This window comes from Ideonella lacteola (assembly GCF_038066555.1).
Lineage (GTDB): Bacteria > Pseudomonadota > Gammaproteobacteria > Burkholderiales > Burkholderiaceae_C > Ideonella > Ideonella lacteola.
Genome location: NZ_JBBUTG010000004.1, coordinates 269,346 through 285,536, shown reverse-complemented (window position 1 = coordinate 285,536; position 16,191 = coordinate 269,346). Strand labels below are relative to the sequence as shown.

Annotated in this window: 13 protein-coding genes; 10 read left to right on the top strand and 3 right to left on the bottom strand. The window is 63.4% G+C overall.

The window, feature by feature from the left end; all coding sequences use genetic code 11:
* Positions 1–11 precede the first annotated feature (11 nt).
* Positions 12–632 carry an RNA polymerase sigma factor gene (locus AACH06_RS09255; protein WP_341425365.1) on the bottom strand — a complete coding sequence of 207 codons (621 nt, stop codon included), beginning with the start codon at positions 630–632 and terminating at the stop codon, positions 12–14.
* Positions 633–788: 156 nt separating this feature from the next.
* Between AACH06_RS09255 and AACH06_RS09250 the strand changes: the two genes are divergently transcribed.
* Positions 789–1,208 (top strand): DUF6249 domain-containing protein, encoded by a 420-nt coding sequence (locus AACH06_RS09250; RefSeq protein WP_341425364.1) that lies wholly within the window; start codon positions 789–791, stop codon positions 1,206–1,208.
* Between the two features lie 194 nt (positions 1,209–1,402).
* Positions 1,403–4,930, top strand: coding sequence for an alpha-1,6-glucosidase domain-containing protein (locus AACH06_RS09245; protein WP_341425363.1), 3,528 nt, complete (start codon positions 1,403–1,405; stop codon positions 4,928–4,930).
* 64 nt (positions 4,931–4,994) lie between these two features.
* Here AACH06_RS09245 and AACH06_RS09240 read toward each other — a convergent pair whose 3' ends face one another.
* Entirely contained in the window at positions 4,995–5,429 is a 435-nt protein-coding gene (locus tag AACH06_RS09240) for a hypothetical protein (RefSeq protein ID WP_341425362.1), read from the bottom strand.
* A gap of 124 nt (positions 5,430–5,553) precedes the next feature.
* On the opposite strand from AACH06_RS09240, the gene AACH06_RS09235 reads away from it, so the two are divergent.
* Positions 5,554–7,539 (top strand): peptidase U32 family protein, encoded by a 1,986-nt coding sequence (locus AACH06_RS09235; RefSeq protein ID WP_341425361.1) that lies wholly within the window; start codon positions 5,554–5,556, stop codon positions 7,537–7,539.
* Between the two features lie 103 nt (positions 7,540–7,642).
* Here AACH06_RS09235 and AACH06_RS09230 read toward each other — a convergent pair whose 3' ends face one another.
* Entirely contained in the window at positions 7,643–9,151 is a 1,509-nt protein-coding gene (locus AACH06_RS09230; protein WP_341425360.1) for a Fic family protein, read from the bottom strand.
* 7 nt (positions 9,152–9,158) lie between these two features.
* On the opposite strand from AACH06_RS09230, the gene AACH06_RS09225 reads away from it, so the two are divergent.
* The 7 genes from AACH06_RS09225 to AACH06_RS09195 all read left to right on the top strand — a co-directional run bounded on the left by AACH06_RS09225 (position 9,159) and on the right by AACH06_RS09195 (position 16,190).
* Positions 9,159–9,623 carry a HipA domain-containing protein gene (locus tag AACH06_RS09225; RefSeq protein ID WP_341425359.1) on the top strand — a complete coding sequence of 155 codons (465 nt, stop codon included), beginning with the start codon at positions 9,159–9,161 and terminating at the stop codon, positions 9,621–9,623.
* A gap of 271 nt (positions 9,624–9,894) precedes the next feature.
* Positions 9,895–10,854: a hypothetical protein gene (locus AACH06_RS09220; RefSeq protein WP_341425358.1), complete on the top strand. Its 960-nt coding sequence runs from the start codon at positions 9,895–9,897 to the stop codon at positions 10,852–10,854.
* Positions 10,851–11,978, top strand: a complete 1,128-nt coding sequence (gene dbpB, locus AACH06_RS09215) for a DGQHR domain-containing protein DpdB (protein WP_341425357.1) — start codon at positions 10,851–10,853, stop codon at positions 11,976–11,978. The genes AACH06_RS09220 and dbpB (AACH06_RS09215) overlap by 4 nt, the downstream gene beginning before the upstream one ends.
* Complete coding sequence (gene dpdA, locus AACH06_RS09210) at positions 11,975–13,306, top strand: tRNA-guanine transglycosylase DpdA (RefSeq protein ID WP_341425356.1); 1,332 nt, start codon at positions 11,975–11,977, stop codon at positions 13,304–13,306. The genes dbpB (AACH06_RS09215) and dpdA overlap by 4 nt, the downstream gene beginning before the upstream one ends.
* Positions 13,303–14,382: a DGQHR domain-containing protein DpdB gene (dbpB, locus tag AACH06_RS09205; RefSeq protein ID WP_341425355.1), complete on the top strand. Its 1,080-nt coding sequence runs from the start codon at positions 13,303–13,305 to the stop codon at positions 14,380–14,382. The genes dpdA and dbpB (AACH06_RS09205) overlap by 4 nt, the downstream gene beginning before the upstream one ends.
* A gap of 6 nt (positions 14,383–14,388) precedes the next feature.
* The gene (gene queC / locus AACH06_RS09200; protein ID WP_341425354.1) at positions 14,389–15,096 is read left to right on the top strand and encodes a 7-cyano-7-deazaguanine synthase QueC; all 708 of its coding nucleotides are present in this window, start codon (positions 14,389–14,391) and stop codon (positions 15,094–15,096) included.
* On the top strand, positions 15,093–16,190 hold the full coding sequence (locus tag AACH06_RS09195) for a 6-pyruvoyl trahydropterin synthase family protein (protein WP_341425353.1): 1,098 nt from the start codon (positions 15,093–15,095) through the stop codon (positions 16,188–16,190). The genes queC and AACH06_RS09195 overlap by 4 nt, the downstream gene beginning before the upstream one ends.
* The last annotated feature ends 1 nt before the right edge of the window (position 16,191 follow it).

Sequence of the window (16,191 nt, the reverse complement as noted above, 5' to 3'; positions counted from 1 at the left end):
CGCCACCGGCCTCAAAGCCACAACGCCGGGTCGGCCAGGCCACGCTCGGCCAGGCGGGCACGCAGCGATTGCCGGCCACGGTGCAAATGGGTCTTCACCGTCGCCTCCGGCAGGCCCAGCATCGCGGCCGCATCGGCCACGGAACGTTCTTCGTAGTAATACAGCGTCAATGCCAGGCGTTGCGACGTTGGCAGCGCCTCGACCAGCTCACGCAGCACCGCCTCGGCATCCGCGTGTAGTTCATGGGGCTGCGGTGCGGCGAGCGCCGCTGCCTCGGCCTCGACCGCCTCGTCGCTCATCGACACGGCCGGCAGCGCCGATTTCTCCAGCAAGCTCAGGCAGCGGTTGCGGGTGATGGCGTAGAGCCAGGTCGACAGCGAGCCCGCCTGGGGCCGGTAGCTCACGCTGGATCGCCAGGCCCGCAGCAGCGCGTCCTGTGCCGCCTCTTCGGCGCGTGCGGGATCGCGCAGCATCGCGAGGCACAGGCGATACACCTTGGTGCCGTAGCGCTCCGCCAGGCGCGAAAACGCCAGCTCGCGCTGACCACCCGACAGCAAGGCCACCAGGTCGTCATCGCGCCGCCCCGCGTCGGCTGGCACAGGCGCCTGGCCCCGGGTCGTCGGGGCGTTCAAGATGGGTGGCGCATCCAGGGGCATCCTGCTTGATACCCGGCTGCATCGTCTTCGGTTTCACCGTGCCGAACCAACATTTCATCGGCGCGGATGAAACCGACCCGGCGACCCGCCGGTATCAACAGCATCGTCACAACCCACACACACGAGCCCCTCATGAACAACGACGTCGCTGAACTGCGCCACATCATGCCCTTCCTCATCCCCATCGTCGCCATCGTGATGGGCATTGGCATCGCCATGCTGGCGCTGTGGGTCGACTACCGGAAGAAGCGCGACATCTTCGAGCTGCACCACAAAGAGCGCCTGCTCGCCATCGAGCGCGGCATGGAAGTGCCCCCCTTGCCAGACGCCTTCTTCAGCAAGGGCGTGCGCGAGGCCCGCTCGCTCGGCACGGCTGATTTCCTGCGCCGCGGCCTGATCTGGCTGCTCGTCGGGCTGGGGGTGGGCGCCGCGCTGGCCATCAACCGCAGCATCGAGAGCGCCACCTGGGCTTTGATCCCGATCGGCTTCGGCTTGGCCAACCTCATCTTCTACAGCCTCGAATCGCGTCGCCCCACGCCGCGCGTCGAGTAGATCGACCACCCTGTCTTTGTATTCCCACTACACGCCAATCTGAAAACCGGCATACAACTACAGCAAAACTACATGAAACCCGTCGGGTAAATCCCATCTCGTTGATGTAGTTTTACTCCACTAGCATCGCGCCTGCTTGAACCGGCCCAGCATCGACTCTGGCCGGTCATCGTTTGTCTTGGAGAAAGACCGGCATGGATGCGAAGTGGCGGGTGTGGCTGCGCAAGGTGCAGCAGGTGGCGGCGGCCGGTGTGGTCGCTTTGGTGGCGGCTTGCGGCGGCTCGGGTGAGCCGGCGGCGGACGACCTGAGCCTCGAAGCGGCCAACAGCGAACAGGCGCAAAGCGTGCTCGTGGCCGCCCCGGCGAGCCGCTCGGCCCAGGCGCAGGAGGCCAACGCCACCACGCTGAAGGTGCACTACCACCGCAGCAGCAGCGACTACGCCGGCTGGCAGATCCACACCTGGGGCGCCGCCAAAGACCCCGGCTGGAACAGCGGCTGGAACGCCAGCGCCACAGACAGCTTCGGCAATGTCTACGACGTGCCGCTGGCCGCCGACTCTGGCACCGTGGGCTACCTCTTCCACAAGGGCGACACCAAAGACCACGGCGGTGCCGACCAGAGCTACCAACTGGTAGCCGGCCAGACCAATGAGATCTGGCGCATCGAGGGCGACGGCACCACCTACCTGAAGAACCCGTTCGACAGCGGCCCGCCCGACATCACCACGGTGCGGGTGCACTACCTGCGCTATGCGAACGACTACGCCGCCTGGGGCCTGCACCTGTGGAATGGCAGCGGCCTTGATGCCGCCCGCCTGCCCGGCGTGGCGATCGACAACTGGAACGCACCGGTCGCCTTCGACCAGATGCCCGGCTATGCCCTGGGCACGGGCGAAGTCGTCTTCGACATCCCGGTGATCAACCCGAAGAATGATTCGAGTAAGACGTCGTTGGAATTCATCATCCATGGCATGCCGCCCAACCAGAACGACAAGGACGGCAGGGCCAACAACATCCGCATCGACTATGCGGGGTTGAACATCAGCAACCAGGTCGGGCAAGTCTGGCTCATCGAACAAGACCCGACCGTCTACATCGCCACGCCCGATCTCCGCTCGGTCTCCACCACCGACGCCCGCGCCGTCTGGCTGACCCAGCGGCTCATCAAGTGGCCGCGCGTCAACAGCAGCGGCGTGGTCAAGCTCTACCACTCGGCCAACGGCCAGATCCAGGTCGCCAAGGACCAACCCGTCACCGGCGCCGATGGCGCGATCACCCTCGATGCCTTCACCGGCCCCGTGCCGCCTGACGCAGCCTTGCGCTTCAAGTACGTCGGCAACGGCTCGGTGTTCACCGTGCGCGATGCCGACCTGCCGGCGCTGGGCACCCTGCACACCCGCCAGCTGGTGCTGGTGCAGGAAGACGCCAACGGCAAGGTGCAGAACGCCACCACCGGCCAGCTGGCCGGCGCGCTGGATGACCTGTACGCCGCCGCCTACAACGTGCCCGACCTGGGCGCCACCGTGGCCAACGGCAGCACCACCTTCAAGCTCTGGGCGCCCACCGCCCAGCAGGTGGCGCTGTACCTGTACCCCAATGCGGCCGACCCTGCCGCGAGCGCCGAGGCGATGAGCTTCGATGCGACCACCGGCATCTGGAGCATCACCCGCCCTGGTGACCTCTCGGGCGCCTACTACCTCTTCGGAGTGCGCGTCTTCGTGCGAGGCGTCGGCGTGGTGCGCAACCTCGTCACCGACCCCTACTCGCTCAGCCTCTCCGGCAACAGCCGCCGCAGCTACGTGGCCGACCTGAACAGCGAGCGCTTCAAGCCCGCGGGCTGGGACGCCAGCCGCCCGCCCGACACGGTGAGCGTATCGCCGGACATGTCGATCTACGAACTGCACGTGCGCGACTTCTCGGCCAACGACCTCACCGTGCCCGAAGCGCACCGCGGCAAGTACCTGGCCTTCACCGACAGCTATTCGAACGGCATGAAGCACCTGAAGGCCCTGGCCGCCGCCGGCCTGACCGATGTGCACCTGCTGCCCGCATTTGACCTGGCCAGCGTGCCCGAGAAAGGCTGCGTCACCCCCAGCCCGAGCGGTGCACCCGATTCGGCCGACCAGCAAGCCGCCGTGGCCGCCACCGCCGGGCAAGACTGCTTCAACTGGGGCTATGACCCCTTCCACTTCACCGCGCCCGAGGGCTCGTTCGCCAGCTCGGTGGCCAACGGAGCCACCCGCATCATCGAGTTCCGCCGCATGGTCAAGGCCCTGAATGCCGCCGGCCTGCGCGTGGGCATGGACGTGGTCTACAACCACACCAGCGCCTCGGGCCAGAACGACCACTCGGTGCTCGACAAGGTGGTGCCCGGCTACTACCACCGGCTCAATGCCACCGGCGACATCGAGCGCTCAACCTGCTGCGAGAACACCGCCACCGAGAACCGCATGATGGGCAAGCTGATGATCGACTCGGTCATCACCTGGGCGCGCGACTACCACGTCAGCTCGTTCCGCTTCGACATCATGGGCCACCAGCCGCGATCAGTGATGGAAGAGCTGAAGGCCAAGGTGAAGGTAGCCGCCGGCCGCGACGTGCAACTGCTCGGCGAAGGCTGGAACTTCGGCGAAGTGGCCAACGGCCAACGCTTCGTGCAGGCCGAAATGCTCTCGCTCAACGGCAGCGGCATCGGCAGCTTCAACCCGCTGATCCGCGATGCCGTGCGCGGTGGCGGTTGCTGCGATTCAGGCACCGCGCTCATCTCGAACCAAGGCTATGTCAACGGCCTGTGGTACGACGCGAACGACTTGGGGCAAGGCCGCTCGAAGGCCGATCTGATGTGGCTGGGCGACGTGATCAAGGCCAGCCTGGCCGGCTCGATCCGCAGCTACACGATGACCACACACTGGGACGCCACCCTGCCGCTCGAGCAGATCGACGTCGGCGGCATCCCGGCCGGCTGGGTGATCGACCCCGCCGAGGTGGTGAACTACTTCGAGAACCACGACAACCAGACCTTCTTCGACATCAACGCCTACCGCCTGCCGCTGGCCACCACCAAAGAAGACCGGGCCCGCGTGCAGATGCTGGGTGCTGCGCTCAATACTTTCGCGCAAGGCGTGGCCTACTTCCACGCCGGTGTCGACACGCAGCGCAGCAAGTCGATGGACCGCAACAGCTACGACTCAGGCGACTGGTTCAACAAGCTCGACTGGAGCTACGCCGACAACAACTTCGGCGTCGGCCTGCCCATGCAGCGCGACAACGGCAACGAGTGGTCGATGATCCAGCCGCGCCTGGCCAACCCGCTGATCAAGCCCTCGGCGGGCGAGATCGGCTGGACGCGCGATGTCTTCCGCGATCTGCTCAAGATCCGCCAGAGCAGCACCCTGCTGCGCCTGCGCACCGCCGACGACATCAAGGCCCGGTTGCAGTTCCTCAACACCGGCTCCAGCCAAGAGCCCACGGTGATCGGGGGCCTGCTGAATGGCGTGGGCTACCCGGGCGCCGGCTTTGCCAAGCTCGCCTACTTCGTCAACGTGGACAAGGTGGCGCACAGCCTCTCAGCCGACGCGATGAAGGGCCAGCCCTTCCAACTGCACCCGGTGCACCAATCGCCGAATGCAGCCGACCAACGCGCCGCCGAAGCCCGCTTCGACGCAAGCACCGGCATGGTCACCGTGCCTGCGCGCACCGCGGTCGTCTTCGTCGTGAACTGACGGCCTGGGCTCGCCCCCCGGCCCCGCAAGGGTCCACAAGGCGCCTCGGGAGGCCGCAGGCGGCCTACTTCAACAGCTTGTCGACCCGCGCCTTGGCGCGGTTTGACACGATCATCTGCTCCAGCCCACTGGCATCGGCATAAAGCTTCGCCCCTTCGGCGCGGCAGCCGGTGGACAACTGCACCAGCGCCTCGGCGGTCATCGTCTTCTGCGTGGCCTTCGCCTCGTCGATCAGCTTGTCGGCCTCGGCCTTGCGCAAGCCCCGCAGATAGGCCCGCCCGATGAACGCAAAGCCCTGCTCAGTCAGCCGAACGAGGCCCGGCTTCACACTGCGATCGCCGGCCTTGTAGCGGCCGGCCATGTCCACGGCATCACGCTCCAGCACGGCCACGCACGAGGCGGCGCGCCGGTAGAACGGGGTCTCGTCTGCCGCCGGGGCAGCCGGTGCCGCCAGCAACAGCGCCAGCGAGATCAAGGGCCAGGAGAAAAGACGGGTCATGCGCACGGCATCCTACGCCGGAAGGCCGGCGCCACCCTCTGGCAACGCCCGTGCCCGCCACCGCGCTGACACGCCGCCAGCCGCCGGCCGCCGGCCGCCGGCCGCCGAACCTACACTTTCGGCCATGCTGCGCCCAGATCTCGAATTGCTTGCCCCCGCCCGTGACGCCGACATCGGCATCGAGGCCGTCAACCATGGCGCCGACGCCGTCTACATCGGCGGCCCCGGCTTCGGCGCCCGCGACAAGGCCCCCAACAGCCTTGAAGACATTGGCCGCCTGGTGCGCCACGCCCACCGCTTCGGCGCCCGCATCTTCGTGACGCTGAACACCATCCTGCGCGACGACGAGCTGGAAGGCGCACGCCAGATGGCCTGGCAGCTGTACGACGCGGGCGTGGATGCCCTCATCGTGCAAGACATGGGCTTGCTGGAGCTGGACCTGCCCCCCATCCAGCTGCACGCCAGCACGCAGACCGACATCCGCACCCCCGAAAAAGCCCGCTTCCTGCAAGACGTGGGCTTCAGCCAGATGGTGCTGGCGCGCGAGCTGGATCTGCACCAAATTCACGCCATACGCGATCAAGTGCAAGACGCGGTGCTCGAATTCTTCGTGCACGGCGCGCTCTGCGTGGCCTACAGCGGCCAGTGCTTCATCAGCCACGCGCACACCGGCCGCAGCGCCAACCGCGGCAGCTGCAGCCAGGAGTGCCGCCTCCCCTACACCGTGAGCGATGCGCAGGGCCGCATCATTGCCCACGACAAGCACGTGCTCAGCCTGAAAGACAACGACCAAAGCGCCAACCTGGAGGCGCTGGTTGATGCGGGCATCCGCAGCTTCAAGATCGAAGGCCGCTACAAAGACATGGCCACGGTGAAGAACGTCACCGCCCACTACCGTCTGCTGCTCGACCAACTGCTCGAACGCCGCAGCGAATTCAAGCGCGCCGCGAGCGGGCGATGCACCTTCAACTTCACGCCCAACCCCGAGCAGGCCTACAACCGCGGCGGCACCGACTACTTCGTCAACGGCCGCCAGATCGACATCGGCGCCTTCGACAGCCCCAAGCACGTGGGCCTGCCCCTCGGCCACATCGCCAAGGTGGCCAACGATCACTTCGACATCGACACCGGCGACCAGCGCACCGAGCTGCACAACGGCGACGCCCTCACCTGGTGGGACAGGCAAGGCGAGCTGCAGGGCGTGCCGATCAACACCACCGAGAGGTTAGGCCCCACGCTCTGGCGCGTCATGCCCAACATGCCTGAAGGCAAGCCGATGAGCGAGCTGAAAGACCTGCGGCGCGATGCACCGATCTTCCGCAACCGCGACATGGCCTGGGAACGGCTGCTCAGCAAACCCTCGGCCGAGCGCCGCATCGCCATTGACCTCACCCTCGCCCAAACCGCCGATGGCTTCGAGCTCGCCTTGAAAGACGAAGACGGCCACCGCGCAGGCGCCCGCATCACCCATGCGCACGAACCCGCCCGCGACGCCGCCAAAGCCGAAGCCCAGCTGAAAGAACAGCTCGCGAAGCTCGGCAACACCATCTTCGAAGCACGCCGGGTGCGCCTGGCCATGAAGCAACCCTGGTTCCTGCCCACCTCGGTGCTCAATGCCCTGCGCCGCGACGCCGTGGCCGCCCTCGAAGCCGAACGCGAACGCGCCTTCGTGCGCCTGCCCCGCTCAGCCCCGGTGGAGCCCCCCGTGCCCTACCCTGAAGACACGCTGAGCTACCTTGCCAACGTCTACAACCAGCAAGCCGCCCACTTCTACGCCCGCCACGGCGTGAAGCTCATCGGCGCCGCCTACGAAAGCCACGAAGAGCTGGGCGAGGTGAGCCTGATGATCACCAAGCACTGCGTGCGCTGGTCACTGAGCCTCTGCCCCAAGCAAGCCAAGGGCGTGACCGGCGTGCAAGGCACCGTGCGCGCCGAGCCCCTGGTGCTGCAGCACGGCGACGACAAGCTCACGCTGAAATTCGACTGCAAGCCCTGCGAGATGCATGTGGTCGGCGCGATGCGCAAGAACGTGCTGAAAGAGCTGAAGGCGCAGCCGATGACGTTCTATCGGACGAGGCCGGCGGCAGGCGGCAAGGCGGCCACGACATAGTTCGTTCCAACATTCTTCGTCATGCAGCCAGGTGCGCGCAGATCTCGCGCTCGAGGTGGTGCTATCAGTGCAGCGCCAATCGAGGCCTCCTTGATGCGCGTGCTCAACCCGGCTCGTCTTCACCCAGCGCCTGCCCTTGCATGGCTTGGCTCACGGCTTCTTCAATGGCGTCCAGCACATGCGGTTGCACGCGATCTGCGTAGCGCTTGCGCCGGTTGCGGGAGAGGGTGCCCCCCTGCTGGAAGATCGTCACGATCAAGGTGGCCAGGTCGCTGCCGCGCAGGTCGTAACGATCGTTGATGTGGCGCTTGACCCGGTCAAACAGCCCCAGGAACTCCACCTCTTCACGCATGTGCGTGTCGAGCGACGCCTGCGCCATGGCCAGGGTGAAGGTGACAGCCTCGGTCAGATCCATCGTTCGGAACCAGGTGTCTGACTCCGGCGCCCAGGCATAGGTGTAGTGCTCGTCGCCGGCCCACTTCACCTGGCAGAGCTGGCGTGCAGGCCGGCTGAACGCCGTCAGCGCTTGCAGGTACTCGGTCTCATGCTTCTTCATCGCCACCGAAATGGGCAAGAGAAACTGCGGTGGCAAGCGCCCCGATTGGCCCAGGCAATGGTGGATCAGAAAGCGAGACAAGCGCCCGTTGCCGTCCATGAAGGGGTGGATGAACACGAAGGCTAACGACACCACCGCCGCATGCACCAACGGGTCAAGCTCCGCCGGGCGCTGGTTGGCCAAGTTCATCAGGCCATTCATCAAGCCCGCGGCCAACTCCGGCTCGGGCGGCACATACGTCACGCCGGCTGCGCCTGGCACATCGCGTTGCAGACGGTTTTGCTCGGTGCGGAACTGCACCGCCTTGTCGAAGGGGTTGGAGATGGCCGCGTTCTGCCATTCCACTAACAGCTCTTCGGTCAGCGGGCGTTGCTCGTGGGCGCGGCGCAGCAGTGCGGCGAACGCGGCTGCCTTGTCATGGGTGGGGGCCTCGCCCTCGATGGCAAACGAGCCCTCGGTTTCGCTCAGGTACGCCCGGTTCAGGGTGCGCTCCAGCATCGCCTCGCCCACTGCGTGAGCGAAGTCTTGCGTCTGTCCCAGGATGTCTTGCTCGATCAGCGCCAACAACGCCGGGGTCTTGCGCACCACCGGGCAGAAATCCAGCTCGCCCAGCCCATTGAACTCGATGCGCCAGCGGGCATCGCGCTGGCTCTGCCCCACGAAATGTTGCTCGGGGTCGAACAAGGGTGCATAGGCCGACGCGACTCGCGGGTCATCGAGGCCAGGCAAGTGCTGCTGGTGCAGGCGCTCCCACATGTGCCCCAGTTTGCGGCCGTAAAGGCTGTTGGGCGTGGCCTGAACCCACGCCACCAGCTCAGCCGGCGGGATGCGGCGCAGCGCGCTGAGCAGCAGGCCCAGCCTGACCCCTTCATGCTTGATGGCGAACAGGGCCTGGTGAAGAAACGTCTGCTCTGGCGCCAGCTTGCGCGGCACGAGAAGCGTGCCGTCGTTCAGTTGCTCGATGCGGCTGACCGGCGCCAGCCTGGCGCGCTCCCTGCCCAGGAAATCGGGGGCGCCGATGGCGTTCTGAATCCAGGCGTAGCCGACGTCACTCATATCGTGGGTGGTTGAGGCGGGGCAGAAGAATCGTCAGGACATAAGAATTATCGCCAGAATCACCAGCAAATCCAACTTTTTCTTCAGAAGAGTAGCCTCAGCCCACAAACACGCCGCTCGCCGGAAAAATTCTCAGGGCAATGGCGACGGCCACCTGAAGAACTTCGGCGTGCTCTACCGCTCGGCCGGCGAAGCCTGGCTCTCACCCATGTTCGACGTGGTCACCACGTCGATATACCGCTACCAGCGCTACGGCGGCGGGCCTGAGCTGGAAGACCGCACGCTGGCGCTGAAGCTCTTTGCCGGAAGGCATGGAAGCAAGGCCTACCCGACGACCGAAGAGCTGGTTCAATTCGGCCGGAAGATCTGCGAGGTCAGCGCCCCCCAAGACGTATTGCAGCGAATCGCCGACGCGATGGGCACCGTGTTGAAAGACACGAAGGGAGACTCGCGCATACCGAGCGCGCAGTAGGCCCAGATGTCCGCCGCCTAGCAAAGTGGCATGGCGCAAGCTAGCGACGTGACTACAGGAAGCGGCGGAGACCGCCCTCAAACCTCGGCGGTCCCAATACGTGTGCCGACGCGGAGCTCTTGCCCTAAGGGGAAGTCATTGCGGCGCCAACTACGGGTCTATCCGTCGCTTGAGATCTTGCAATCTGCATCTGTTCACCATCTAAGTCGGACCGGTTACTGCTCACGTACAATCTCCTGAGAGGCGAATAACTGCGTGGTAATCTTTGACGATGAGCGGACAGTTTCGACACGAACCGCCTATCGTCATCACCAACTGCACAGCACGCAAGCGAAGCAGGGAACAGGTGATCAGCAGCGCGGAAATCAAGCACGCAGCCTCGGTCCGAGACCTCGCAGGTCAGTGGGTGCGGCTGACGCGGGGGCGGCCAACCGTTGCGGCCGCGGGCGAGCTATACGGCGGTCGCTCGTTCAGGGACGCCGCCGTCGCAGCCGAGTCCTGTCAGGGAGACCTCTACGTTATCTCGGCTGGGTTCGGCCTCGTCTCGAACACAGCGCTACTTCCCAACTACGCCCTAACGATCGCTGATGGCGAAGGAAGCATCGCTGCCATGCTGGCTCATTTTGATGCCTCGGCAGCAGACTGGTGGGCGGCGTTGTGCGCTGAGCTTGGAAGTCCAGGCGCTGTCGCGCGTCTTTTGCGGCGAAGACAGGACGCGCTGGTTCTTCTCGCGCTTCCTTCGACGTACCTTCAAATGGTTGGGCCAGAACTCGGTGACCTGACGGCCCAAGAACTGCGTCGCCTGAGAGTTTTCACAAGCCTCGCCGGCGCCCGCCAACTGGAACTCCGCATTGCCGACTGCGTGTTGCCATATGACGACCGGTTGAATGATGTGGAAGGGCACGCAGGGACGCGAACCGACTTCGCACAACGTGCCTTACGCCATTTTGTCGAGGTGCTGCATGGCCAAGAACTCTCCCTTGCCGAGGGTAGGTCTGCAGTCCTTCATGCACTGAGCCGACATCAACCGCCCGCGACAAAGGCACGCGTTCGCGCGACCGATGACGAGATCTGCTCTGCCATTAGATCCTTTGGAGAGTCCGGCAGCCACGGCGTCAGCAGGCTCCTGCGACGCTTAAGGGACGAACGGAATATTGCCTGTGAGCAGGGAAGGTTCCGTGATCTCTGGCGGCAAGTGCAACAGGAGTGCGGTCCGGAGGAAGTTCCATGAGTCGCGCCAAGTCCGAAATCGTTGTGAGAGCCCTGCACACACAGCAAGGCGATAGGTTGGACGTCTACGCGTTCTTCATCCGCGGAGCCGACATCGTCAAGGTCGCTGACATATCGCGCGTTGAGAGAGACGACAGTGATTCGCTCAAGGGATTCCAGCGACCTGAGATCCGCAATCACGTGCGGGGCATTGTGGAGTATCTGAATCAGGGCGCCGTTCTCTTTCCGAACGCAATCATTCTCGCGATGTCTCCTGAGGTTCGTTTTTCTGCATCGCGCGGCACCAAGCCGATTGGCGATGAAGGGATCGCGCAGAGCGGAACACTGACTATCCCGGTCTACCAAGAAGGGAAGCGCGTTGCCTGGATCGTGGACGGGCAACAAAGGTCCCTTGCACTCGCACAGGCCAGCAAGCAAGACATCCCCGTGCCAGTTGTCGGCTTTGTTTCCGACAACCTAGAAGTTCAGCGGGAGCAGTTCATCCTGGTGAACAAGGCAAAGCCCCTCCCCAGCCGCCTGATCAACGAGTTGCTTCCCGAAACTGGCGGAATCCTGCTGCCTCGCGACCTTAGCTCTCGTAGGGTGCCTTCGGAAATCTGCGGCCTTCTCAATCGAGATGCTTCATCGCCTTTCTTCAGGCTGATCAAGCGCCCCTCGGACAAGGCCTCCTCAACGTCGGTGATCACGGACACGGCCGTAATCACCATGATCAAGAACAGCATGAACAATCCTTTGGGAGCGCTAGCGCCTTACAAGGCCACCGGGAGAGAGGCCCCGGATGTGGAGTCGATGTACCGCCTTCTTTGTGTGTTCTGGTCCGCAGTCAAAGCGACCTTTCCTGAAGCATGGGGTAAGGACCCGCGCCACAGCCGACTGATGCACTCCGCGGGCATTGAGGCGATGGGTGTGCTGATGGACCGCATCTTCGCCAAGCTATCCGCTGCTGAGGAAGACCAGAAGACGGTCCAACGCGAACTGGCGAAGATTGCGCCCAGTTGTCGGTGGACTAAAGGCACCTGGGAGGCGCTCGGTCTGGCCTGGAACGAGATCCAAAACACGCCTCGCGACATCAGGCGGCTGCAAGAAGCATTGGTCCGCGCATACACCACAGAAAGTAGACGATGAAGTTCCTCTACGCGGACACCCAGGATTTCGTCGATGCCGACTTCGATTTCGCCGAAGAACGTTACTCAGTTGGCAGAGATAAGAATCACACTGACGTCTACGCCCATGAACTAATGTCCGAGCCGCCTTACGACGGTTTGCTCGTGTCCATCAGTGCTGTCCGACAGGCACCAGGCGTACCGAAGTCGAAGGTCCGGTACAGCACGGCACAAGAGCAACGCATGTTGCGCGACGGTGTGCGCCGGTACTTGCGCTTCGGCGGGCCGCGCTTCAAAGACATGATGATCATGGGCGACTGTGGAGCCTTCGCCTATGCCGACCTGGTACGGCCGCCCTTCACGCCAAGGGAGGTCTTCGACTTCTACGACGAAGCCGAATTCACCCATGGCGTTGCACCCGACCACATCATCTTCGACTGTGATCTGAACGACCCGAAGATTCCCAAGGCGCCAGGCAATCTGGTCGGCTCCGACGCCGATAGGCACGTCGCGGGAGTGCAGGAGCGGTATCAGATCACCCTGGACAACGCCAAGCGGTTTATTGAGATATCGAAGGCCAGCGACTTTCCCTTCGTCCCTATTGGGCCAGTGCAAGGATGGTCACCAGCCAGCATGGCGCAGGCCGCGCAAAGCCTGGAAGCCATGGGCTACACATACCTCGCAATCGGCGGCATGGTTCCCTTGAAGGTACCTGCCATCAAGGCCGTCGTACGCGCGATCCGAGACCGGATCAAACCAGACACCCAGCTTCACATCCTGGGGTTCGCCAAGGCGGACTCAATCGACGAGTTCACCGATTTCGGCATCACGAGCTTTGATTCAACGTCCCCACTGATCCGCGCTTTTAAAGACGCAAAAGCGAACTACTACCTCGAGCAACCCAGCGGCAAGATGGCGTACTACACGGCGATCCGCGTGCCACAGACCCTGGGTAGCCATCGTCTCATGAAGGGCATCAAGGAAGGCCTGTATAAGCCAGAGGTGTTGGCCGGCCTTGAAGCCAAAGCGCTGGAAGCGCTGCGTGGCTTCGACACCGGCGACAAGAACGCAAAGTTAACGGCCAAAGCCGTGATGGCCTATCACCGCGCCATTGAGACGCCCCTCTACAGCGACGAAGCCAAGCGCGAGGCAAAGCTGGCGGCCACCCACCAGGCGCTAGACGAAACCCTAGAGGTAGCGCCCTGGAAGCGCTGCACGTGCGACATCTGCCGCAAGGTGGGGGTCGAAGTGATCATCTTCCGCTCCAACAACCACAACCGCCGGCGCGGCTTCCACAACCTAGGCGCCTACCACCGGCACGTACAGCGCACGCTGCGCCAAGCGCCATGACCACCTACCACTTCAAGGCCATCCGTGCCACGCAAGCACCCGGCCATGACGTCTTCGTTTTCGCCGCCAATCCGCATGACGTTTTGGCCTTCTCGGAGATCGAGCGCGTCGCACGCAAGGAGGGCGGCGAACTCCACGGCTTCCAGCGCCACCAGATCGCCTCACACATCAAGGAGATTCGCGACTACCTATCCCGCAGCGACGCGCTCCTGCCGAATGCAGTCATCGTTGCCTTCATCGAGGGCGCGCGCATTACCAAGGAGAAGGCAGGCGTCCTTGACGTAGAGATCATTGTCGAGAGGGGCGCGAAGCCCGGCTTCGTAGTGGACGGTCAACAGCGGTTGACGGCGCTTTCGGCTATCAGCAAGGGCGACTTTCAGGTGTTCGTGTCGGCCTTGATTTGCAAAGACTACAACGAGTTGAGGCAGCAGTTCGTCCTCATCAACAACACCCGGCCGCTGCCTAAGACGCTGATCTATGAACTGTTACCCGAGGTAGACGGCTTGCCCGAACGCTTCACCGCACGCAAGTTCTCCGCCCGCATCGTTGACCGTCTGAACTTCACGCCCGGCTCGTCGTTGCAAGGATCCATACGGCAGCACACAAATCCTGGCGGCGTCCTCAGCGACATCGCCATGCAGAAGGTGGTGATGAATTCAGCCTCGGATGGTGCCATCCGTGACTTCATCCAGTACGAGAACAGAGAGGATCACGCGTACCACGTAGTTAGTGAGTTCTTTGCCGCCGTCGAGTCGGTCTTTGGACCCGAGTGGGTTGGCATGACGCCGCGTCATTCCCGCCTCGTCCATGGAGCGGGATTGGTGGCCATGGGAATGGTGATGGACCGCCTGTACTACAGCGAAGGGGCCACCCAGCGTCACCAGTTCGAGCCCGCGCTAGAGGCACTCAAAGCCTATACGGCTTGGACCAGCGGGCAGTGGCAGTTCTCCGAGACCGACATCCGTCCGTGGAACGGCGTCCAGAACACCCCAAGTGACATCGATTTGCTCACCCGCTACCTCATTGCGGCTCTGAAGAAGGCCCTGCGCAAGCCGCGCAAGGTCTCGAACGGATGACATGCCATGAACTCCAAAGCGCTCGTCCTGTTCTCTGGCGGCCAAGACTCGACGACCTGCCTGGCATGGGCACTGGACCGCTACACGCACGTAGAGACGATTGGCTTCGACTACGGTCAGCGACACGCAATCGAATTGGAGTGTCGGAAGACAGTCCTCAAGGAGATTCGCTCCGCCTTCCCGCACTGGGCTGAGAAGCTTGGAGACGACCACATGTTTGACCTCTCGATCCTTGGCCAGGTCAGCGATACGGCGCTGACCCAGGATAAAGCTATCGAGATGCAGGCGAACGGGCTTCCGAACACCTTCGTTCCTGGGCGCAACCTGCTGTTCTTCACGTTCGCGGCCACGGTGGCCTACCGGCGTGGGCTGGAGGTTCTGGTCGGCGGGATGTGCGAGACCGACTACTCCGGCTATCCAGACTGCCGGGACAACACGCTAAAAGCTCTGCAGGTCACGCTGAGCCTTGGTATGGACTGCCCGATGTTGGTTGAGACCCCGCTCATGTGGATCGACAAGGCGGCAACGTGGGCGATGGCCGAATCCCTCGGGGGCAGTGAGCTTGTGAACATCATCACCGAGCACACACACACCTGCTATCGAGGCGATCGAAGCATTCAACACGCGTGGGGTTACGGCTGCGGCGAATGCCCCGCCTGCGAACTGCGCAAGGCCGGCTTCGACGCTTACGCGTCTGTTAGGAAAACAGCATGACCGTCCCATTTGTCTTGACAGTGGCCACTGCCCGATTCGAAGCCGCCAGGCAGGTCAGTGTTCTGCCGGAAGGGCACAGATGCCGCTCGCTGCACGGCCATAGCTTCCAAGCAACGGTTTATGCGGAGCTGCCCGCGGGTTGGAACAGCTTTCCAGGCGGGGAAGTGGACGCCCTACGACAGCGCCTCGACGAGGTTGTGGCGCCGCTGAACTACGCTCAACTGAATGAGCACCTTGAGGTGCCAACGGACGAAAACCTTGCGCGATGGATCCGGCAACGGCTGCAGGTCCCCGGCGTCGATCGAGTGGCCATCCAGAGTACGGCCAATCAAGGTGTTGACCTAGACCGGGACGGCATGGCGCACGTGTGGCGCCGATTTCGGTTCCAGGCGGCGCACCGGCTCCCCAACGTACCCGTGGGCCACAAGTGCGGCACGATGCACGGTCACGGCTTTGAGGCCATCGTCCATGCCAACCAGGACTTGGGCAGCCGACCGCTCAGCATCGACTACGACCACCTGGACGATCTATGGGCGCCATTGCACTTCCAGTTGAACTACAAGTGCCTGAACGAGATCGACGGACTGGAGAACCCGACAAGTGAGTTGATTTCGGCCTGGATTTGGAAGCAACTGAAGGAAGAGCTCCCCGAGCTTTCTTGCGTCACCGTTTTCGAAACCGCTTCTTGTGGTGCGAACTTCGATGGCCATGACTACCGAATCTGGAAAGAGTTCACGATGGACAGTGCAGTTGCGCAGAAGCGAGCCCCCACCGGCTCACCCCGCGCGACCTTGCACGGACACACTTACACGCTCCGCCTTCACTTAAACGCCCCGCTCGACGCCGTCATGGGTTGGACGATCGACTTTGGCGACGTGAAAGAGGTCTTCACGCCGGTCTTCAAGGCCCTCGACCATAAGCCGGTGCACTACATCGACGATCTTCGTGATGCGGACACGGCAAGCCTTGCCGCATGGATATTGCGACAAGCCAGCCCACAACTACCGGGACTCTCACGGGTCGACCTTTACGAGACGACCGGATGTGGAACTGTCCTTGCAACGGCGATCGACGGTCCTGCGATGCCGGTATAGA

Bases quoted from the DNA above. Each gene is read 5' to 3' on its own strand.
- AACH06_RS09240 (WP_341425362.1), bottom strand. From the start codon at position 5,429: ATGACCCGTCTTTTCTCCTGGCCCTTGATCTCGCTGGCGCTGTTGCTG.
- dpdA (WP_341425356.1), top strand. From the start codon at position 11,975: ATGAAGTTCCTCTACGCGGACACCCAGGATTTCGTCGATGCCGACTTC.
- AACH06_RS09235 (WP_341425361.1), top strand. From the start codon at position 5,554: ATGCTGCGCCCAGATCTCGAATTGCTTGCCCCCGCCCGTGACGCCGAC.
- AACH06_RS09230 (WP_341425360.1), bottom strand. From the start codon at position 9,151: ATGAGTGACGTCGGCTACGCCTGGATTCAGAACGCCATCGGCGCCCCC.
- dbpB (WP_341425357.1), top strand. From the start codon at position 10,851: ATGAGTCGCGCCAAGTCCGAAATCGTTGTGAGAGCCCTGCACACACAG.
- queC (WP_341425354.1), top strand. From the start codon at position 14,389: ATGAACTCCAAAGCGCTCGTCCTGTTCTCTGGCGGCCAAGACTCGACG.
- AACH06_RS09220 (WP_341425358.1), top strand. From the start codon at position 9,895: ATGAGCGGACAGTTTCGACACGAACCGCCTATCGTCATCACCAACTGC.
- dbpB (WP_341425355.1), top strand. From the start codon at position 13,303: ATGACCACCTACCACTTCAAGGCCATCCGTGCCACGCAAGCACCCGGC.
- AACH06_RS09195 (WP_341425353.1), top strand. From the start codon at position 15,093: ATGACCGTCCCATTTGTCTTGACAGTGGCCACTGCCCGATTCGAAGCC.
- AACH06_RS09245 (WP_341425363.1), top strand. From the start codon at position 1,403: ATGGATGCGAAGTGGCGGGTGTGGCTGCGCAAGGTGCAGCAGGTGGCG.
- AACH06_RS09250 (WP_341425364.1), top strand. From the start codon at position 789: ATGAACAACGACGTCGCTGAACTGCGCCACATCATGCCCTTCCTCATC.